We start from the raw sequence: 17,475 nt of genomic DNA, 5'->3' as shown, positions 1-17,475 counted from the left end.
CCTGCAGGTCGCTCGCCGGCATGCCGCCGACGTTCGCCGGCCCGGCCTTCGGCTGTGCCGCACCCGCGGCGCCGCCCGCGACGGAGCTGGGTCCGGCCACCGGGACACTGCCCGAACCCGGACTCGAGCCGTTCGCGCCACCGCTGCCGGAACCGAAGCCGGTGCCCGCACCGGTCGAGAGGCCCGGGGCGAGCGGCCTGCTCCTCGACGACTCGCGCCGCTGCCCGGAGCGGCCGCCGCGGCCCGGCAACAGCGGGTCCAGCACACCGCTGAACGAACCCTGCGTCGGCGTGAACGGGCGGTGCCGGTCCGCTTCGACCCACGGCGTCGACGCGCCGCCCGTGCCCGGCGTGTGCCCGTGGCCGTGGCCGGGGTTGAGCAGGCCGGCCCCGTGCGTGTGCTGGGTGCCGACGGCCGCTTGTCCCTGGTGCACCTCGTCGCGGTGGTCCAGGACCGGCGGTGCCTCGAACGTCGACATCGCCGCGGTGGTCGTGTTCGTGTTCAGCTCGTAGGCGGCCATCACCTCGTACGCCCGCTCCTCGGCGGACGACGCGGTGGCCTCGGCACCCTCGAGGTCGGCCTGCCCCTGCACCACCTGCATCGGTGGCACGGCCGTGGGGTCCGGCTGCACGGGCGGCACGTCCTCGGGCGCGGGCATGTCCGCCCGGGCACGCGCGATGTTCTCCGCCTGGGTCTCCACCGCCGTGCGCATGCCGGCCGCGTCCGCGCCGGTGCCAGTGGCCCACGCCGCGGTGACCGACAGCCGGTCGTACGCCGCCCCGGCCGCCTTACCGGACCAGCTCGCCGCTGAATGCTCGAGGGCCTTCTGCAGGTCCTCGCCGATCTCCCCGAGCGCCGTGGCGATCTCCGCCCAGCGCCGGGACGGCTCAGCCGACGCGGCCGGCCCCGGCCCGTTGTGCAGCAGCAGGTACAGCTCCTTGTGCGTGTGCCCCCGCCAGCGCGCCCCGTCCGCCGGCGGGGCGGCAGGCTGGCTACCTTGCTGCTCGGTAGGTGGAGTCACTCGGTTGGCCCCTTGTCTGCGTTACACCGTATGGAGTTGGTGACCGGCCCGCGCCGCCGGTCAGCCCCCGTCCTCGTTTCTCGCCACACCGCTCTGCCCGTCGTTGTCGACCGCGCTGTACTGCTCGGCGGTCTTGTCGAGGTTCGCCACCGCCACGGTCAGCTGGTCGCGGTAGGCCCGCAGCGAGTCGATCGCGGACGCCACCGTGTCCACGGACCGCTCGTTGAACGCCGTCGCGGCGTCCTTACTCACCGGGTCCTTCGCCCACGCCGCGATCCGGAGCTCCTGGTCGGCGAGCCGCAGCTGCTCGTCGACCCGCGACAGGGCGTCCGTGAACGCGCTGCGCAGAGCCGGCACCGCCTCGGGGTCGATCCTGAGGGCATCGGAGGGTGCCACGTTCGGACCGCCGTTGCCGTGACCGCCGCCGTGCTTGCCTGCCACGCCGCCCTCCAACTGAAACCGCCTGTGTTCGGTTGAACCTTATCCGGTACGGATGCTCGGATTCGACGGTTAACCGTAACTTCGTGAGATCTTTTTCAGAGTTGAGCAAGAGTCTGGCAAGGGGGCGCACGGCGGACAATCCGCCGATCGGCCCGTTCAGTAGGGCTCGTCGCGCCACCGCCGGCGGTGGTCGTGGAAGCCGTCGCGGTGCTCCCGGGTGCCACGCCAACGGTCGTCGCGTCTGCGCTGGTCATGACCCCGCCAGCGGGAGCTCGAGACCGCGATGAAGATGAACGGCAGCAGGAAGATGAACGGCAGCTTGACGATGAACATCAGGACGACCGCGAGCGCGACCGCGACGAACGGGAGCAGTACCGGGACGGCCTTGTGGCCCAACGACGCCATGCGGGCGGACGCGGGGGCGGGCGGCGGTGCGGGCCGGCCGAACGAGGGGCGCGGTTCGGGGAGGTCACCGAACAGGTCGAGCAGCTCCCCGCGGGTCTTGGCGGCGGTGACCTTCGCGGTCCGCTCGCCGTACTCGTCGATGTCGAGCCGGCCGGCGGTCATGTGCTCGCCGAGCTTGCCCAGCGCATCCTCCCGCTCAGTGTCGCTGATGCGGATGTCGGACGGCCGGTACTCGCTCACGTTTTCGATGGTACGGCGGTCCCGCGGTGCCCGGCCGGGACATCCGGCGTCAGCTGAGGAGATTCTCAGTCACGGTCCTCGGCATCGGCTGCCCACGGCTCGGCCCGCTCCCTCGGCGTCGTCAGGGCGACGCCGAGCACCATCGCCACGACCGCCACGCCGACCACGACGAGAAACGTCCACCACGCGCCCGCGGCGGCGGTCAGCACGATCGCCACCGGAAGGCCGACCAGCAGCGACAGCACGCCGATCACGTCCATGACCCGGCTCGCGCGGGTACGCGTCCGGCCGCCGGGCCACTCCGGGTTCGGCACGGGCGGCGGCCTGGGCGAGACCGCGGCGGACAGGTCCGGATGCGGTGCCGGCAGGTCGTCGAAGAGCGCCTCGAGCTCGGACCGCGTGGCCGCGAACATGGCCAGCCGGCAGCGCTGCTCGTACACCTCGTGCGTCAGCCGGCCGCTCGAACGGTGCACTGCGAGCGCCGCGACGGCGTCGTCGCGCTCGGCCGAGCTGATCCGGATCTCCGCCAAGCGACCTCCCCAGCGAGGACTCAGTCCTTGATCTCGCAGAGCACGCCGCCCTGGGTGACCGTCTCGCCGGCGGACACGGCGAGCCCGGTCACCGTACCGGCCTTGTGCGCGGTCACCGGATTCTCCATCTTCATGGCTTCGAGCACCACGATCAGTTCACCGGCCTCGACCTGCTGGCCGTCCTCGACCGCGATCTTGACGATGGTGCCCTGCATGGGCGCGGTGACCGCGTCGCCGGAGGTCGTGGCGGACTTGCCCGACCCGCGCTTGCGCGGCTTGTTCCGCCCCGGTGCCTCGCCGGCCGGCGAGCCTGCCGCGAGCCCGCCCGGCAGCGACACCTCCAGGCGCCGGCCGCCGACCTCGACGACCATCGTGTGCCGCGGCCCCTCCTCGCCCGGCTCGGCGGCGTCGGTGAACGGGGCGATCCGGTTCTCGAACTCGGTCTCGATCCAGCGCGTGTGCACGGCGAACGACCGGCCGGCGTCGTCGCCGACGAACGCCGGGTCGCGCACGATCGCGCGATGGAAGGGAAGGACGGTCGCCATGCCCTCGACGGCCATCTCGTCCAGGGCGCGCCGGGACCGCGCCAGCGCCTGCGCCCGGTCCTCGCCGGTGACGATCACCTTGGCCAGCAACGAGTCGAACTGCCCGCCGATCGTGGTGCCCGACTCGACACCGGAGTCCACGCGCACGCCCGGGCCGTCCGGAGCCACGAACCGGGTGACCACGCCCGGTGCGGGCAGGAAGTCGCGGCCCGCGTCCTCGCCGTTGATCCGGAACTCGATGGAATGCCCGCGCGGCAAGGGATCCTCGTCGAACCGCAGCTTCTCGCCGGCCGCGATCCGGAACTGCTCGCGCACCAGGTCCACGCCCGCGGTCTCCTCCGACACCGGGTGCTCGACCTGCAGCCGGGTGTTGACCTCGAGGAACGAGATCGTCCCGTCCAGGCCGATCAGGTACTCCACGGTGCCCGCGCCGGAGTAGCCGGCCGCCTGGCAGATCGCCTTGGCCGAGGAGTGGATCTGGGCCCGCTGCTCGTCGGTCAGGAACGGCGCCGGGGCCTCCTCGACGAGCTTCTGGTGCCGGCGCTGCAACGAGCAGTCGCGGGTGCCGACCACGACGACGTTGCCGTACTTGTCGGCCAGGACCTGCGCCTCCACGTGGCGCGGCCGGTCCAGGTAGCGCTCGACGAAGCACTCGCCGCGGCCGAACGCGGCGACCGCCTCGCGCACGGCGGACTCGTACAGCTCGGGGATCTCCTCGCGGGTGCGCGCGACCTTGAGCCCGCGGCCGCCGCCGCCGAACGCCGCCTTGATCGCGACCGGCAGCCCATGCTCGTCGGCGAACGCGGCGACCTCGTCCGGGCCGCTCACCGGGTCCTTCGTACCGGGCACCAGCGGCGCGCCGGCCCGCATCGCGATGTGCCGGGCGGTGACCTTGTCGCCGAGGTCGCGGATGGCCCGCGGGTCCGGGCCGACCCAGACGAGCCCGGCGTCGATGACGGCCTGGGCGAAGTCGGCGTTCTCGGACAGGAAGCCGTAGCCGGGATGCACGGTGTCCGCGCCGGCGCGGCGGGCGACGTCGAGGAGCTTGCCGATGTCGAGATAGCTCTCCGCGGCGGTCGACCCGCCCAGCGCGAACGCCTCGTCGGCGAGCCGGACGAACAGGGCGTCGCGGTCCGGGTCGGCGTACACGGCGACGCTCGGCAGGCCCGCGTCCCGGCACGCGCGGATGACGCGAACGGCGATCTCGCCGCGGTTGACGATCAGGACCTTGCTGAGCTCGGCCACGCCCAACTCCTCGTCAAAACTGGTACTTCTGGGGGAGTCTACGGACAGGATGGGTGAGCAGGTTCGAGAGAACGCTCACGCCGGAGTGGACGGGGAGGCGCCGTGAGCGAGAGCGACGGAGCGTTCGCCGTCTGGACGTAGGAGCACCGGAGGCGTGAGGAACGAACGCCGAGGAGCGCACGGAGGAAGACGGCGAGTAGCGCGGGAGCGAAGCGGACCATGAACACCGTGGCGGGCAGGCGATCACCGGTGGCGATCATCGTCGCCGTCGTGCTGTCCGCGCTGGTCGCGGGCGGTGCGCTGGTCGTCGCCAACCAGGTGCGCGACCGGCCCGTTGCGGCGCCGACGACGACCGCGGCGCCGACGCCCTCGGTGGGGCCGGACGGGTGTCTGGTGCGGCCCTGCAAGGTCCTCGCGACGACCCCGGTGGCCGGCACGACCGTCGAGCTGATCGCCGACCGGGGTGCGCGCTCGGGCCGGCTGCGGATCGGCGGCCCGTCCGCCCGCGACGTGATCGACGTGACCGTCACGGAGCTCGGCGTGAAGTTGACGCCGAGGTCGCTGCAGTGCGTGGCGGGCACGCTGTCGGCCTGCCTGATCCGCGGCCCCTACGACCGGGGCACGGCCGGGCAGGTGGTCGTCGGCCGGTCGGGCAAGTGGAACTCGCTGGCCAAGCCGTACGTGTCCGACGCCGGATACCTGGCGCTGGCCGAGGTCACCGCCGACGTGGGCCCGGAGGTGGTCGCGGTCCAGCACGACTGCTCGGCGGGGTCGGACTGCGCGGAGGCGCCGGTCTTCGCCCAGGTCTTCACGATGGGTGGCAGGGAGGCGGGCTGCACGCAGGACTTCGGCTCCGTGGAGTCGCTGCCCACCGAGATCCGCTCCGGCGACCTGGCGGACTGTGACTAGCGGCCGGGACTAGCGGCCGGCCCAGAGATCGACCACGGAAACGCCCACCTCTAGCAGCAGTCGGCGGGTCAGCGGGAGGCTGACGCCGATCACGCTCGACGGGTCGCCGTCCACGCCGTCGACGAACCAGCCGCCGTAGCCGTCCAGGGTGAAGCCGCCCGCGACCGCCAGCGGCTCGCCGGTGGCGATGTACGCGTCGATCTCCGCGGGGCTGGGGCTGCCGAAGCGGATCGTCGTCTGGGCCGTGCCGCTCGCCAGGTCGCCGAGGACACCGCCCTGGATGCGCACCACCGCGTGGCCGGTGAGCAGGATCCCGGTGCCGCCGCCCATCGTGACCCACCGCTCGCGGGCCCGGTTGGGGCTGCCGGGCTTGCCGACCAGCATCCCATCGTGGGCGAGCATCGAGTCGCAGCCGACGACCACGGAGTCGGGGTGCACGTCGGCGACCGCCGCGGCGACCGTGCGTGCCTTGGCCTCCGCCAGCGCGGCCACCAGCTGCTCGGGCGTCGCGCTGGGCAGCGTCGCGGCCAGCGCGTCCTCGTCCACACCGGACACGTACTGGACGGGCTCGACGCCGGCGGCGCGCAGGACGTCGAGGCGTGCGGGGGATTGCGAGGCGAGGACCAACTGCACTAGTCCGCCTCCCCGGGATCAAAAGTGTTGGTCGCGTTCCGACGGATGGTGCGGATTTCGGGTTGATTGTGGTTGGGGGCCGTCACGGTACCCCTGAGGTCACCTTGGTCGGCTCGAGACCTCACACGATGATCCAGACCCCTAGCCGACTCGTGCGCGGTACGGGTCAGTCGCGGCAGGCGGATGCCGGCCGCCGCGAGGACTCCCAGTACCAGCACGGCGATCGGCAGCACGAGGCTCGCCTTCGCGGCGATGGTGAACCCGTCGTGGAAGACCTCGGTGACGATCCGGCGCACGATGTCGGCCACGTCCGGGTCCAGGTTCGACGGCACGGGCGGCGCGGTCGAGTCGAACTGGCTCGCGGTGTTCGCCGCGTCCGTGACCCGGTCGACGAACTCCTCCCGGTAGCGCGGCGGCAGCCGCTCGGCGTACTGGCGCGCCGCGTCCGGCACCGCGAACGCCACGCCCACCTGCAGCACCATCCCCACCGCCGCGCTGCCGAGCACGCCGCCGACCTGCCGCGAGGTATTGAACACGCCCGACGCCGCCCCGACCATCTCCGCCGGCACTCGCGCGGTCGCCGCGGCCGTCAGCGGGGCGAACACGCAGCCGATGCCCACGCCGGCCACCACCAGCCCGGGGATCAGCGCCACCGGGTCGGTCTCCGGCTCGGCGAGCCACGCGAGGAACCCGGTGCCCGCGGCGAGGGTCAGCAGCCCGCTCATGATCAGCGTCCGCGCGCCCACCCACGCCCACACCGCGCCCACGGCGATCGCCGTGATGCCGGCCGCCACCGCCATGGGCAGCGCCAGCACGCTCGAGGCCAGCGGCGAGAGGCCCAGCACGGTCTGCAGGTACAGCACCAGCGGCAGGAACATGCCCGTCGTCGCGAACCCGAGCGCCGCATGGGTCAGGTTCGCCGCCCCGAACGTGCCGGCCGCCTCGCTCCCGGTGAACAGCGCGTTCGGCACCAGCGGCTCGACGCCGGTCGGCCCGGCCGTCTCCGCCCGGCGGAACCGCACCTGGCGCCACGCGAACAGCGCGAGCAGCACGAGCCCGGCGATGATCAGGTGCACCACCGTGACCGGGCCGAACGCCGGTCCCCAGTGGTAGTGCTGGCCGTTCTGCACGCCGAACACGAGCAGGAGCAGGCCCAGCGAGCACAGCGCCGCGCCGAGCGCGTCGAACCGCAGCGCCCGGTGCGGCTGCCAGTCGGGCAGCGCCACCACCGCGATCACCAGGCTCGCCACGCCGATCGGCAGGTTGATCAGGAAGATCCACTCCCAGCCGACGTTCTCCACCAGCAGGCCGCCGATGACCGGCCCGGTGATCGTCGCGACGCCGGCCACCGCGCCCCAGACGCTGATCGGCAGCCCGCGCTTCTCCGGCGGGAAGAGCCGGGTGATGAACGACAGCGTCTGCGGGGTCATCGCCGCCGCGCCGAGACCCTGGACCGCGCGGGCCGCGATCAGCATGCCGGGCGAGGTCGCGAGCCCGCACCACAGCGACGCCCCGGTGAAGATCACCAGGCCCACGACGAGTACCCGCTTCGGCCCGTACCGGTCGCCCAGCCGGCCGGTGAGCAGCAGCGGCACGGTGTTGGCCAGCAGGTAGACGCTGTTGACCCAGACGACCTCGTTGAGGTTCGCCTCCAGCCCGGTGAGCATGGCCGGGATCGCCACGGTGACGATCGTGGAGTCGAGCATGATCATGAAGAAGCACGCGCACAGCGCCCACATCGCCGTCCACGGCCCGCGCATCCTCGTGTCCCCTCCCCACCCGGTCGTCGTCCGCCGGCGGTCAGCTCCGCCGGTCAGCGAAGTCTGCCTGACCCAGGTGGCGGGCTTGCTAGAAGGCTGACGCGCGCCACGCACCGGGCCCGTGCCGGTGCGGGGTACGCATCAGCGAACCACGGTCCGACCACCGGGAGCGGGGAGGCGGTTCCGCCCGCTCGGCACCGGCCGACGCGAGTGCCACCACGGCGGCGGTCAGCGCGGCCAGCTCCTCGTCGTCCGGATTTCCCCGCACGACCCGCAGGACCGGCCTGCCAGGAAGGACGCCTTCCGGACGCTCAGTGCCGTGAAGGACGCCTTCCTGGCATTCGCCGCCGCCGCTGCCGCCGCCGCTGCTGCCGCCGCCGCTCACAGGGGGATGTTCCCGTGCTTCTTGGGGGGCAGGGTCTCCCGCTTCTCGCGCAGCAGCCGCAGGGCCCGGGCCACGTGGCCGCGGGTGTGCGAAGGCGGGACGACCGCGTCGACGTAGCCGCGCTCGGCCGCCTGGTACGGGTTACACAGGGTGTCCTCGTACTCCTGCTGCAACCGGGCCCGCAGCTCGTCCACGTCCTCGCCCCGGTCGGCGGCTGCGGCGAGCGTCTTGCGGTGCACGATGTTCGCCGCACCCTGGGCACCCATCACCGCGATCTGCGCGGTGGGCCAGGCGAGGTTCATGTCCGCGCCGAGGTGCTTGGAGCCCATCACGTCGTACGCGCCGCCGTAGGCCTTGCGGGTGATCACGGTGACCTTGGGAACGGTGGCCTCGGCGTAGGCGTAGATCAGCTTGGCGCCGCGGCGGATGATGCCGTTCCACTCCTGGTCGGTGCCGGGCAGGAAGCCGGGCACGTCGACGAAGGTCAGCACCGGCACGTTGAACGCGTCGCAGGTCCGCACGAACCGGGCCGCCTTCTCCGAGGCGTTGATGTCCAGGCAGCCGGCGAACTGGGTCGGCTGGTTCGCCACGATGCCCACGCTCGCGCCCTCCACCCGGCCGAAGCCCACGAGCACGTTCGGTGCGAACAGCGGATGCACCTCGAGGAACTCGCCGTCGTCGACGATGTGCGTGATCACCTCGTGCATGTCGTAGGGCTGGTTGGGCGAGTCGGGGATCAGCTCGTCCAGCTCGCGGTCGACGTCGGTGATCGACTCGGCCACCGCAGCCGCCTCGGTGAAGCCGGAGAAGATCGGCGGGTCGGACAGGTTGTTGGACGGCAGGAACGACAGCAGCTCCTTGACGTAGGAGATCGCGTCGTCCTCGTCGGCGGCGAGGTAGTGCGCGTTGCCGGACTTCGTGTTGTGCGTGCGCGCGCCGCCGAGGTCCTCGAAGCCGACGTCCTCGCCGGTGACGGTCTTGATCACGTCCGGGCCGGTGATGAACATGTGCGAGGTCTGGTCGACCATCACCACGAAGTCGGTCAGCGCCGGGGAGTACACGTGCCCACCCGCGTTCGCGCCCATGATCAGCGAGATCTGCGGGACGACGCCGGACGCGCGGGTGTTGCGGATGAAGATCTCGCCGTACAGGCCGAGGGACACCACGCCCTCCTGGATGCGCGCGCCGCCGCCCTCGTTGATGCCGATGATCGGCCGGCCGGTCTTCACGGCCAGGTCCATCACCTTGAGGATCTTCTCGCCGTACACCTCACCGAGCGCGCCGCCGAACACCGTGACGTCCTGGCTGAACACGCACACCGGGCGGCCGTCGATCGTGCCGTGCCCGGAGACCACGCCGTCGCCGTAGGGCCGGTTGGCCTCCAGCCCGAAGTTGGTGGACCGGTGCCGGGCCAGCTCGTCGAGCTCGACGAACGACCCGGGGTCGAGCAGCATGTCGATCCGCTCGCGGGCGGTCTTCTTGCCGCGCGCGTGCTGCCTGGCCACCGCCCGCTCGGAACCCGCGTGCACGGCCTCCTCGCTGCGCCGGTACAGGTCGGCGAGCTTGCCGGCGGTCGTGTGGATGTCGGCATCTCCCGCGGGCGGCTCGCCGAGTGGCGCGGTGGCACTGCTCATGTCTGTCGAGCCTAGCCACCGGATCGCAGGTCGCAGCGTTGCTTCGGTCACGGCCGGACAAGCCGGACACCGGACGCGGCCCCGCCGAGGAGTGACCGCGGGGACCTGTTCACCGGCTCTCGTCCCGGTAGGTTGAACTCCGTGACCGGACAACGTGGCGACAAGCCGGATGAACTGGACGTGCTGGTCCTCCGGGAGCAGCTGGTGGCGCCGAACGGTCCCTACGCCGCGCTGGACGTCGTGGCCAGCACCGGGTCGACCAACGCCGACCTGGTCGCGACGGCCGGGCGGGGTGGCGCGGACCGCTCTGTGCTGATCGCGCAGACCCAGACCGCCGGGCGTGGGCGGCGGGACCGCCGGTGGGTCTCGCCGGCCGGGACCGGGATCTACCTGTCCGTGCTGCTGCGCCCGTCCGCCGTGCCCCCCGAGCGCCTGGGCACGCTCGGCCTGGTCGCCGGTCTCGCGCTCATGCACGTCGCCGCCGAGGCCGGGGTCACCGCGAGCCTCAAGTGGCCCAACGACCTCATGATCGGCGGTGCCAAGTGCGCCGGCGTGCTCGCCGAGTCCGTGCCCGACGGCGCCGCCCAGGCCGCGGTCGTCGGCATCGGCCTCAACGTCGGCCCGCTGCCCGGGGACGTGCCGGCCGGCCCGGGCGGGCTCGCGGCCACCTCCCTCGCGGCACACGGCGCGAGGACGACCGACCGTGACGTGCTCGCCGCCTGGTGGCTGCGCGCGTTCGTCGAGCTGGAGTCGGCCTGGCGGCTCGCCGAGGGCGACGTCGAGCGCAGCGGCGTGCTCACCGGCTACCGCGAGGCGTGCGGGAGCATCGGCCAGCGGGTGCGCGCGGAGCTGCCGGACGGCTCGGCCCGCACCGGCGTCGCGGTCGACCTCGACTCCCGCGGCCAGCTGTTGATCAAGGCCGACGACGGCTCGGTCGCCGCGATCTCCGCCGGTGACGTGGTCCACCTGAGAAACGCCGACCAGGATTGACCGGTCCGCGCACCCACTCCTCGCCGCTCGCCGGTACGGTAACCCGGTCACCATCGGAGAGGCGCTACCGGGAGGACGCCGTGCCTTATCCAGACGACCTGCTCAGCGACGGCGAGCGCGTCATTCTCCACAAACACTCGCACTGGAAGATGCTTCTGGTGCCCTACCTCGTGCTGATCGTCACCCTGGCGCTCGGCGGGTGGCTCGCGTATCTCGTGCGAGACCAGTCGTGGAACATGATCGCCTGGATCGCCATCGGCGTCGTCGGCCTGGCGATCCTGGTCTGGCTGTTCTTCGTGCCGTTCATCCGTTGGCGGACGACTCACTTCATCGTGACGACCGACCGCGTGATGGCCCGCGAGGGCGTGATCAACCGGACCGGCATCGACATCCCGCTGGGCCGCATCAACAGCGTCCGGTTCGAGCACGGTCTGGCCGACCGGATCTTCGGCTGCGGCACGCTGATCATCGAGTCCGCCTCGCAGGAGCCGCTGGAGTTCGACGACATCCCCAAGGTGGAGAGGGTGCACACCCTGATCTACCGCGAGGTCAACGACAACCCGCACGACGACTTCGCCGGCGGCGTCTCCGAGCAGCCCCCGCAGAGCACCCAGCTCCAACCGCCGCAGGGCTGAGTTGATGACCGCGCGGGATCTCGGGCTCCCGGTCCGGGTACCGGGCGGGGGGCTGCCGGCCGCCGTCACGATCTGGGAGGTCGGACCGCGCGACGGGCTGCAGAACGAGCAGGCCGTCGTGCCGGTCGCGGTCAAGCTCGAGTTCCTCGACCGGCTCGCCGACGCGGGCCTGTCGACGATCGAGGCGACGAGCTTCGTGCACCCCAAGTGGGTGCCGCAGCTCGCCGACGCCGAGGAGCTGCTCTCCGGGCTGTCCATGCGGGACGGTGTGCGCTACCCCGTGCTGGTGCCCAACGAGCGCGGGCTGGACCGCGCGCTCGCGGCCGGCGTGCGGCACATCGCGATCTTCGCCAGCGCCACCGAGTCGTTCGCGAGCCGCAACCTCAACCGCACGCTCGACTCGCAGCTGGAGATGTTCGAGCCGGTCCTCACCCGCGCGCTCGCCGAGGGCATGGACGTGCGCGGGTACGTCTCGATGTGCTTCGGCGACCCGTGGGAGGGCGCCGTCGATCCGGCGGCGGTCGTCTCGGTCGGCAGGCGGCTGCTCGACCTGGGCTGCTCGCAGCTCTCCCTCGGCGACACGATCGGCGTGGCCACCGCGGGCCAGGTCTCGGCGCTGCTCGACGCGTTCGCGGCGGCCGGCGTGGGAATGGACGCGCTCGCCGTGCACTTCCACGACACCTACGGCCAGGCGCTGACCAACACGCTCGCCGCGCTTCGTCATGGGGTGACCACAGTGGACTCCTCGGCGGGCGGGCTCGGCGGCTGCCCGTACGCGGAGTCGGCCACCGGCAACCTCGCCACCGAGGATCTGGTCTGGCTGCTCGACGGGCTCGGCGTGCGGACCGGCGTGGACCTCGACAGGCTCGCCGACACCAGCGCCTGGCTGGCCGGCGAGCTGGGCCGGCCGAGCCCGTCCCGCGTGGTCCGTGCGCTGCGGGGGTGACCCATGGACATCCTCGAGCTGACCCCACGGACCTGGCCCGCGCTGGAGACGTTGTTCAGCGCGAACAAGACGGTCGGCGCCTGCTGGTGCTGCTGGTTCATGCGGCCGGGCAAGGAGATCGACGCCAACTGGGGCGAAGGCAACAAGAGGTACCTGCGGGAGAAGGTCGACGCGCGAGCGCCGCTCGGCCTGCTCGCGGTCGAGGACGACGAGCCGCTGGGCTGGGTGGCGGTCGCGCCGAGACCGACTTACCCGCGGCTGGACACCTCCAAGATCACGCGGTCCGACGCCGGTCCGGACACGTGGTCGGTCACCTGCTTCTTCGTGCACCGGCGGGCGCGCCGCCGGGGTCTCGCCGCCACGCTGCTGGACGCCGCCGTGGACTACGCGGGCGAGCACGGGGCGGCGGCGGTGGAGGGCCATCCGGTGGACACCGAGGGCACGCGCCGGTCGTCGGGCGACGTCTACCACGGCACGCTGAACATGTTCCTCGCCGCGGGCTTCGCGCTCGTGGACCGGCGTGGCAAGCGGCGGGCGTTGGTACGCAAGGAAATTAGTGGGGAAGTCCGGTGACGCCGCGGCTCGCGTCGGTGGCCGGCTCGGCGGTGCTGGTGTGGCGCCTGCCCACCCCGCTGCTGACGATCTCGTCCGGCCCGCTCGGCGGCGGGCTCGGCGTGCGGCACTGGGTGCTGAACGCGACCGTGCCCGACGGCTACGCCCGGCTCGACCCCGACGTGCACCTGAGGGAGCTCGCGGGCGCGCTCGGACTGGCCGGCGAGGGCACCGGGTTCCTCACCGCCGTCGACGTCCGCGAGGTCCTGCACCGGGAGGAGGACGGCGTGCACGCGTCGGTCACCACCGGCGTCGGCTCGCACCCCACGTGGGCGGCCGCGCCCGCCGACGCGGTGGCGACCGGGCCCGGGACGATCAACGCGGTGTGCTTCGCGCCCGTCCGGCTGTCCCCGGCCGCACTGGTCAACGCGGTCGCCACGGTCGCCGAGGCGAAGGCACAGGCGCTGCGGGACGCGGGCGTGCCCGGCACCGGCACGAGCACGGACGCGACGGCCGTGCTGTGCCCGGCGGACGGTCCGGCCGAGTCCTTCGGCGGCCCGCGCTCGCCGATCGGTGCGGCGCTCGCACGTGTGGTGCACTCGGCCGTGTCCGCGGCGTTGCGGAGTCGTTGAAGTCACCGGAACCGAGGCGCCCGGACCCGCGTCCAAGTCGAGACCGACGACCATGCCGTCACCCCAGCGGAGGTAGCCGTGGAGGCTGACCACCGAGCTCAGGTCGAGGAACTGCTCGCGGGGTACCGCCGCAGCCGGGAGCAGTTAGGCGCCGTACACCGCAAGCTCACCACCCTCCAGCAGTCGGCGACCAGCGAGGACGGTCTGGTGACGGTCACCGTCGGCGCGCATGGCCGGCTCACCGAGCTGGTCATCGTCGACTCCGCGTACCGCAAGCTGCGCCCGCACGAGCTCGCCGCGGCCATCGTCAAGCTGACCGAGACCGCGGCCGCGAAGGTGTCCCGCGCGGCCGGCGAGACGATCGCGCCGCTGCTGCCGGCGGACACCGACCCCGACGCGCTGCTGCGTGGTACGGCCGACCTCAGCCCGGCGGAGCTCAAGCCGGAGCCGCCGGATGCCGACGAGACCTTCGAGGACCTCAGCTGGATGCGTGCCGGGGGTGGGAAGCGATGAGCGACGGGTACGAGGTCGATCCGGCCCGGCTGGCCCGGCAGGCCGGACAGTTGGACCCGCTGGTCGACGAGGTCACGTCGATCCACAGCACGCTGGCCGCGGCGCTGGCTGAAGCCGGTGCGTGCTGGGGGTCGGACGCCGTCGGGCAGAGCTTCGGCGGCGCGCACGCCGGTCCCTCCGACGCCACGTTGCGGCAGCTGGGTGACCTGCCGTCGCGGCTCGGTTCGGTCGGCACCCGGTTCACCGACACGGCGGCGCGGTACGAGGGCGACGACCAGCACGGCGTCCAGCGCCTACGCGCCGCCGGACCCGACGTGGCCGAGGCCTAGCCATGGGCATCGAGCTTCCCCCCGAGCTCACCGACGTCGCCGCGCAGGCGGGCGTGGCGTGGCCGGAGGCCGACGAGGAGGCCATGGCCAGGCAGGCCCAGGCGTGGCGTGAGGCCGCCACGAGCATGTCGACCGTCACGACGGATGCGGACACGACCGTGCGGGGCGCGCTCGGTTCGGTGCGTGGGGACACCGGGACCGCGGCCACGCAGCACTGGCAGACGTTCGTCGAGCCGGACTCGGGCCACCTGACGTCCACGGTCCGCGGCATGAACGACGCGGCCGACCGCCTGGAGCACGCCGCCGGGCAGGTGGGTGCCGCGAAGGTCGAGATCGTGCGGAACCTGGTGTCGCTGGCCCAGAACTCCGACGCCGCCCACAGCGCGGCTGCGGCCGGCCACCCGATGGCCCTCGCCGGACTGGAGACCGCGATCAACGGCACGTCCGCGAACGTGGCGAACATCGAGTCGCACCTGGTCGACGCCGTACGGCCGGCGTCCGGTGTGGACATGTCCGGGGTGCGCGACGCGGTCGACGCCAACCCGGGCACCCACGGCCCCCGGCCGCTGACCGGCGCACTCACCGACACCACCCGAGGCGCGACCGACCTCGTCGCGAACACGGCCCACGGCGCCTCGAACCTCGTCGGGGACACCGGGCACGGCGCGGCCGGTGTGGTCGACGGTGGGCACGGTTCGGGCGGTTCGGGTCCCGCGGGAGCGGCCGGAAACCTGGTGGGCGACACGGTCCGCGGTGGGGCGGAGCTGGTGGGCAGCACGGGGCACGGCGCCGCGGATCTGGGGCGTGGTGCGGCCGGTCTGGTGGGCGACACCGGGCATGGTGCTGCTGGTTTGGTGGCTGACACGGGGCGTGGCGCGGCGGAGGTTGTTGGTGAGGCTGGGCGTGGTGCGGTTGGCGATGTGGGGCATGGCGTGGCCGGTCTCGTCGGCGACACGGGACGTGGTGCGGCCGGTCTGGTGGGCGAGGCCGGGCGTGGTGCGGGGGAGGTTGTCGGTGAGGCTGGGCGTGGTGCTGTTGGTGACACCGGGCGTGGCGCGGCCGGTGTCGTGAGCGATGTGGGGCAAGGCACGGCCGGTGTCGTGGGCGATGCCGGGCGTGGTGCGGCCGAGGTGGTCGGTGAGGCCGGGCGTGCTGCGGCCGGCGACGCGGCGCCCGGGCCGGCGAACCTCGTGGGCGATGCGCCGGGGATCGGGCACGGCGGCAATCTCGTGGGCGACGCCGTGCACGCGGTCGCCGGCGGCGCGGGGAACGTCGGCGGCGGGTACGGCGATCCGGAGATCACCGGCCCGGTGCCGTTCGACAGCTCGTGGGGCCTGAGCCTGGACGAGGACCGCCCGACGCCGCCGACCGGACAGACGGTGCAGGCGGGCTTCGCGGGTGGCGTGGAGCTCGCGGGCGCCAACCCGGTGGCGAACCTGCCACCAGCGGCCCCGGTGGTCGGCGGCGCGCCGGCTCCCGGTGCGAGCCCGGGCAATCTCGGCGGCTCCCCGATTCTCGGCGGCGGTGGTCCGGCCTTCGGCGGCGCTCCCGGAGCACCCGCCCCCGGAGTGGTCGGCGGTCCGATCTCCGGTGGCGCCGCCCCGGGTGGGCACGCTCCCGGCGGCGCGCGCCCCACGCCCGGCGGCGCGATCGGTGGTGCGCCAGGCGTTCCGGCCGCCGGCGCTGCTCGTCCCGTGCTCGGTGGTGCGATGCCCGGCGCGGGCACTCCGACGGTCCCCGGCACGCCCGCGGCACCCGGTGACACGGGCCGCGCAGTCGGCGAAGGCGCCGGCCGTCAGGGATCCGGCGGTGCGGCCGGCGCAGCCGCACCAGGAGCGGGCACCCAACGCCCCGTGCCCGGCGCCCCAGGCATCGGCGCTCCTGGAACCGGCGCTCCTGGGACTGGCGCTCCACGTACCGGCGGCCCCGGAATCGGTGGTCCAGGGAGCGGTGGTCCAGCGGGCGGTGTGCCCGGTGCGGTCGCGGCCGGCGGCGGGCGCTCGGACGCATTCCTCCCCGAACCCCGCAAGGGCGGCTACAGCGCCGCCGTCCCCCCGGCGTCGCCGGCAGCCGCGGCCGCCGAGGCGGCGGACCAGGACGAGGCGCTCGCGCTGTTCTGGGTGCACATGTTCCCCATCGGGCACATGCCGGTGGCCGCGGACCGGCCGGCGCGTCAGCTGCCCGCGCCGCCCGCGGAGCTCGACTACGCCGCGGGCCTGCGGTTCGGGCCGGGTGACCACCCGCGGGCCGACCTCGTCGACAGTGCCGAGCGAAGGGCGGCGCTGCACGAGGGCGTGGCGCCGCTGGAGCCCTCCGGCGCGCTGCCGGCGGACTCGCCGCGGGTCACGGAGCTGGCAGCGGGCCACGACCCGCTCGGTGGCGAGAACGAGCGGGACTGGGAACGCCGGTACCTGGTGCGGTTCGGCAGCGTGACGCCACACGGCATCAGCCGCGAAGGTGTGGAGTTCGCGTGGCCTCCCGGGGAGCAGTACCCCGAGGGCGGCAGCGCGGAGGCCGAGGCCGAGGTGCTCGAGGAAGGCGCCGAGCTCGACCGGTTCGGCCGGTGGGAGGGCCGGGTGTTCGCCGCGGCCGGCACGCCGTTCGCGCAGCGGTCGCTGCCGCCGGCGCACCTGGAGCTCGGCTACCGCCGGTACCGGGTGCTGCGCCCGCTGCCGGTGTGGCGGGCCATGTCCGCGGCGTGGTTCGCGCAGACTGGCGGCGGTATCCGCTACCGCACCACGCACTCGGCCATGGAGCTCGTCGCGCTCGGCTACCTGGCCGACATCACCGCGGACGTGAGCGCGTGAGCGACAGCGCGGAGCAACCCGAGGAGTCAGCAGAATGAACGCCGAGTCGATCACCGAGTGGCTGGCCGCCGTCGGCGTCCCGGCGGCCATCGTGTCGATCGGCGCCGAGGCCGACAACGCGTGGTGCCTGATCCGCGACGACCGGCCGGACGAGGAGGGCACCTACGGCTGGGAGGTCTTCTGGCGCGAGCAGGGCAACCGCTACGACTGGGCCCGCTTCACCAACGAGCAGGTTGCCTGCCACTACCTGTTCGGCCGCCTGACCTGGGCCCAGGTCGTCCGCGGCGCCGTGGGCCTGCTCCCCGCACCCGCCTAGCCGCGGC

19 protein-coding genes are annotated in these 17,475 nt (G+C 73.3%); 10 read left to right on the top strand and 9 right to left on the bottom strand.

All coding sequences use genetic code 11. The annotated features are described in order from the left end of the window. The 5 genes from ACRDTB_RS24605 to ACRDTB_RS24585 form a co-directional block, all read right to left on the bottom strand. Positions 1-1,021 (bottom strand): PPE domain-containing protein (locus ACRDTB_RS24605; protein WP_431433954.1); only part of this gene is annotated, 1,021 nt, incomplete at its 3' end. A 60-nt stretch (positions 1,022-1,081) separates the two neighbouring features. After that, a complete protein-coding gene (locus tag ACRDTB_RS24600; RefSeq protein WP_431433952.1) occupies positions 1,082-1,462 on the bottom strand; it encodes a transcriptional regulator in 381 nt (126 codons plus the stop codon). Positions 1,463-1,618: 156 nt separating this feature from the next. Further along, positions 1,619-2,107 (bottom strand): DUF1707 SHOCT-like domain-containing protein, encoded by a 489-nt coding sequence (locus ACRDTB_RS24595; RefSeq protein ID WP_431433950.1) that lies wholly within the window; start codon positions 2,105-2,107, stop codon positions 1,619-1,621. 65 nt (positions 2,108-2,172) lie between these two features. Continuing rightward, entirely contained in the window at positions 2,173-2,637 is a 465-nt protein-coding gene (locus tag ACRDTB_RS24590) for a DUF1707 SHOCT-like domain-containing protein (RefSeq protein ID WP_431433948.1), read from the bottom strand. Positions 2,638-2,657: 20 nt separating this feature from the next. After that, positions 2,658-4,427 carry an acetyl/propionyl/methylcrotonyl-CoA carboxylase subunit alpha gene (locus ACRDTB_RS24585; protein ID WP_431433946.1) on the bottom strand — a complete coding sequence of 590 codons (1,770 nt, stop codon included), beginning with the start codon at positions 4,425-4,427 and terminating at the stop codon, positions 2,658-2,660. Between the two features lie 219 nt (positions 4,428-4,646). Between ACRDTB_RS24585 and ACRDTB_RS24580 the strand changes: the two genes are divergently transcribed. Then, positions 4,647-5,336: a hypothetical protein gene (locus tag ACRDTB_RS24580; protein WP_431433944.1), complete on the top strand. Its 690-nt coding sequence runs from the start codon at positions 4,647-4,649 to the stop codon at positions 5,334-5,336. 9 nt (positions 5,337-5,345) lie between these two features. Here the strand turns inward: ACRDTB_RS24580 and ACRDTB_RS24575 are convergent, their stop codons facing one another. The 4 genes from ACRDTB_RS24575 to ACRDTB_RS24560 form a co-directional block, all read right to left on the bottom strand. Continuing rightward, positions 5,346-5,969 (bottom strand): Maf family protein, encoded by a 624-nt coding sequence (locus ACRDTB_RS24575; protein WP_431433942.1) that lies wholly within the window; start codon positions 5,967-5,969, stop codon positions 5,346-5,348. Next, a complete protein-coding gene (locus ACRDTB_RS24570) occupies positions 5,969-7,729 on the bottom strand; it encodes a DHA2 family efflux MFS transporter permease subunit (RefSeq protein ID WP_431433940.1) in 1,761 nt (586 codons plus the stop codon). The genes ACRDTB_RS24575 and ACRDTB_RS24570 overlap by 1 nt, the downstream gene beginning before the upstream one ends. Positions 7,730-7,817: 88 nt before the next feature. Further along, complete coding sequence (locus tag ACRDTB_RS24565; RefSeq protein ID WP_431433938.1) at positions 7,818-8,114, bottom strand: acyl-CoA carboxylase subunit epsilon; 297 nt, start codon at positions 8,112-8,114, stop codon at positions 7,818-7,820. Beyond that, a complete protein-coding gene (locus tag ACRDTB_RS24560) occupies positions 8,111-9,748 on the bottom strand; it encodes an acyl-CoA carboxylase subunit beta (protein WP_431433936.1) in 1,638 nt (545 codons plus the stop codon). The genes ACRDTB_RS24565 and ACRDTB_RS24560 overlap by 4 nt, the downstream gene beginning before the upstream one ends. Before the next feature lie 141 nt (positions 9,749-9,889). Here ACRDTB_RS24560 and ACRDTB_RS24555 point away from each other — a divergent pair, with 141 nt between their 5' ends. The 9 genes from ACRDTB_RS24555 (at position 9,890) to ACRDTB_RS24515 (ending at position 17,468) form a co-directional block, all read left to right on the top strand. Next, entirely contained in the window at positions 9,890-10,738 is an 849-nt protein-coding gene (locus tag ACRDTB_RS24555) for a biotin--[acetyl-CoA-carboxylase] ligase (RefSeq protein ID WP_431433934.1), read from the top strand. 80 nt (positions 10,739-10,818) lie between these two features. Continuing rightward, positions 10,819-11,373: a PH domain-containing protein gene (locus tag ACRDTB_RS24550; RefSeq protein WP_431433932.1), complete on the top strand. Its 555-nt coding sequence runs from the start codon at positions 10,819-10,821 to the stop codon at positions 11,371-11,373. Positions 11,374-11,377: 4 nt separating this feature from the next. Then, positions 11,378-12,319, top strand: a complete 942-nt coding sequence (locus ACRDTB_RS24545) for a hydroxymethylglutaryl-CoA lyase (protein ID WP_431433930.1) — start codon at positions 11,378-11,380, stop codon at positions 12,317-12,319. A 3-nt stretch (positions 12,320-12,322) separates the two neighbouring features. Continuing rightward, positions 12,323-12,892 carry a GNAT family N-acetyltransferase gene (locus tag ACRDTB_RS24540; protein WP_431433928.1) on the top strand — a complete coding sequence of 190 codons (570 nt, stop codon included), beginning with the start codon at positions 12,323-12,325 and terminating at the stop codon, positions 12,890-12,892. Then, a complete protein-coding gene (locus tag ACRDTB_RS24535) occupies positions 12,889-13,503 on the top strand; it encodes an adenosylcobinamide amidohydrolase (protein ID WP_431433927.1) in 615 nt (204 codons plus the stop codon). The genes ACRDTB_RS24540 and ACRDTB_RS24535 overlap by 4 nt, the downstream gene beginning before the upstream one ends. Positions 13,504-13,581: 78 nt before the next feature. Beyond that, positions 13,582-14,016 carry a YbaB/EbfC family nucleoid-associated protein gene (locus tag ACRDTB_RS24530; protein ID WP_431433925.1) on the top strand — a complete coding sequence of 145 codons (435 nt, stop codon included), beginning with the start codon at positions 13,582-13,584 and terminating at the stop codon, positions 14,014-14,016. Then, positions 14,013-14,345, top strand: a complete 333-nt coding sequence (locus ACRDTB_RS24525; protein WP_431433923.1) for a hypothetical protein — start codon at positions 14,013-14,015, stop codon at positions 14,343-14,345. Before ACRDTB_RS24530 ends, ACRDTB_RS24525 begins: the two co-directional genes overlap by 4 nt. A 2-nt stretch (positions 14,346-14,347) precedes the next feature. Beyond that, entirely contained in the window at positions 14,348-17,152 is a 2,805-nt protein-coding gene (locus ACRDTB_RS24520; protein WP_431433921.1) for a glycohydrolase toxin TNT-related protein, read from the top strand. A gap of 34 nt (positions 17,153-17,186) precedes the next feature. After that, the gene (locus ACRDTB_RS24515; RefSeq protein WP_431433919.1) at positions 17,187-17,468 is read left to right on the top strand and encodes a hypothetical protein; all 282 of its coding nucleotides are present in this window, start codon (positions 17,187-17,189) and stop codon (positions 17,466-17,468) included. Positions 17,469-17,475 lie beyond the last annotated feature (7 nt).

Source organism: Actinophytocola sp., assembly GCF_050699935.1.
Classification (GTDB): Bacteria; Actinomycetota; Actinomycetes; order Mycobacteriales; family Pseudonocardiaceae; genus Actinophytocola.
This window is presented reverse-complemented; position numbering and strand designations above follow the sequence as displayed.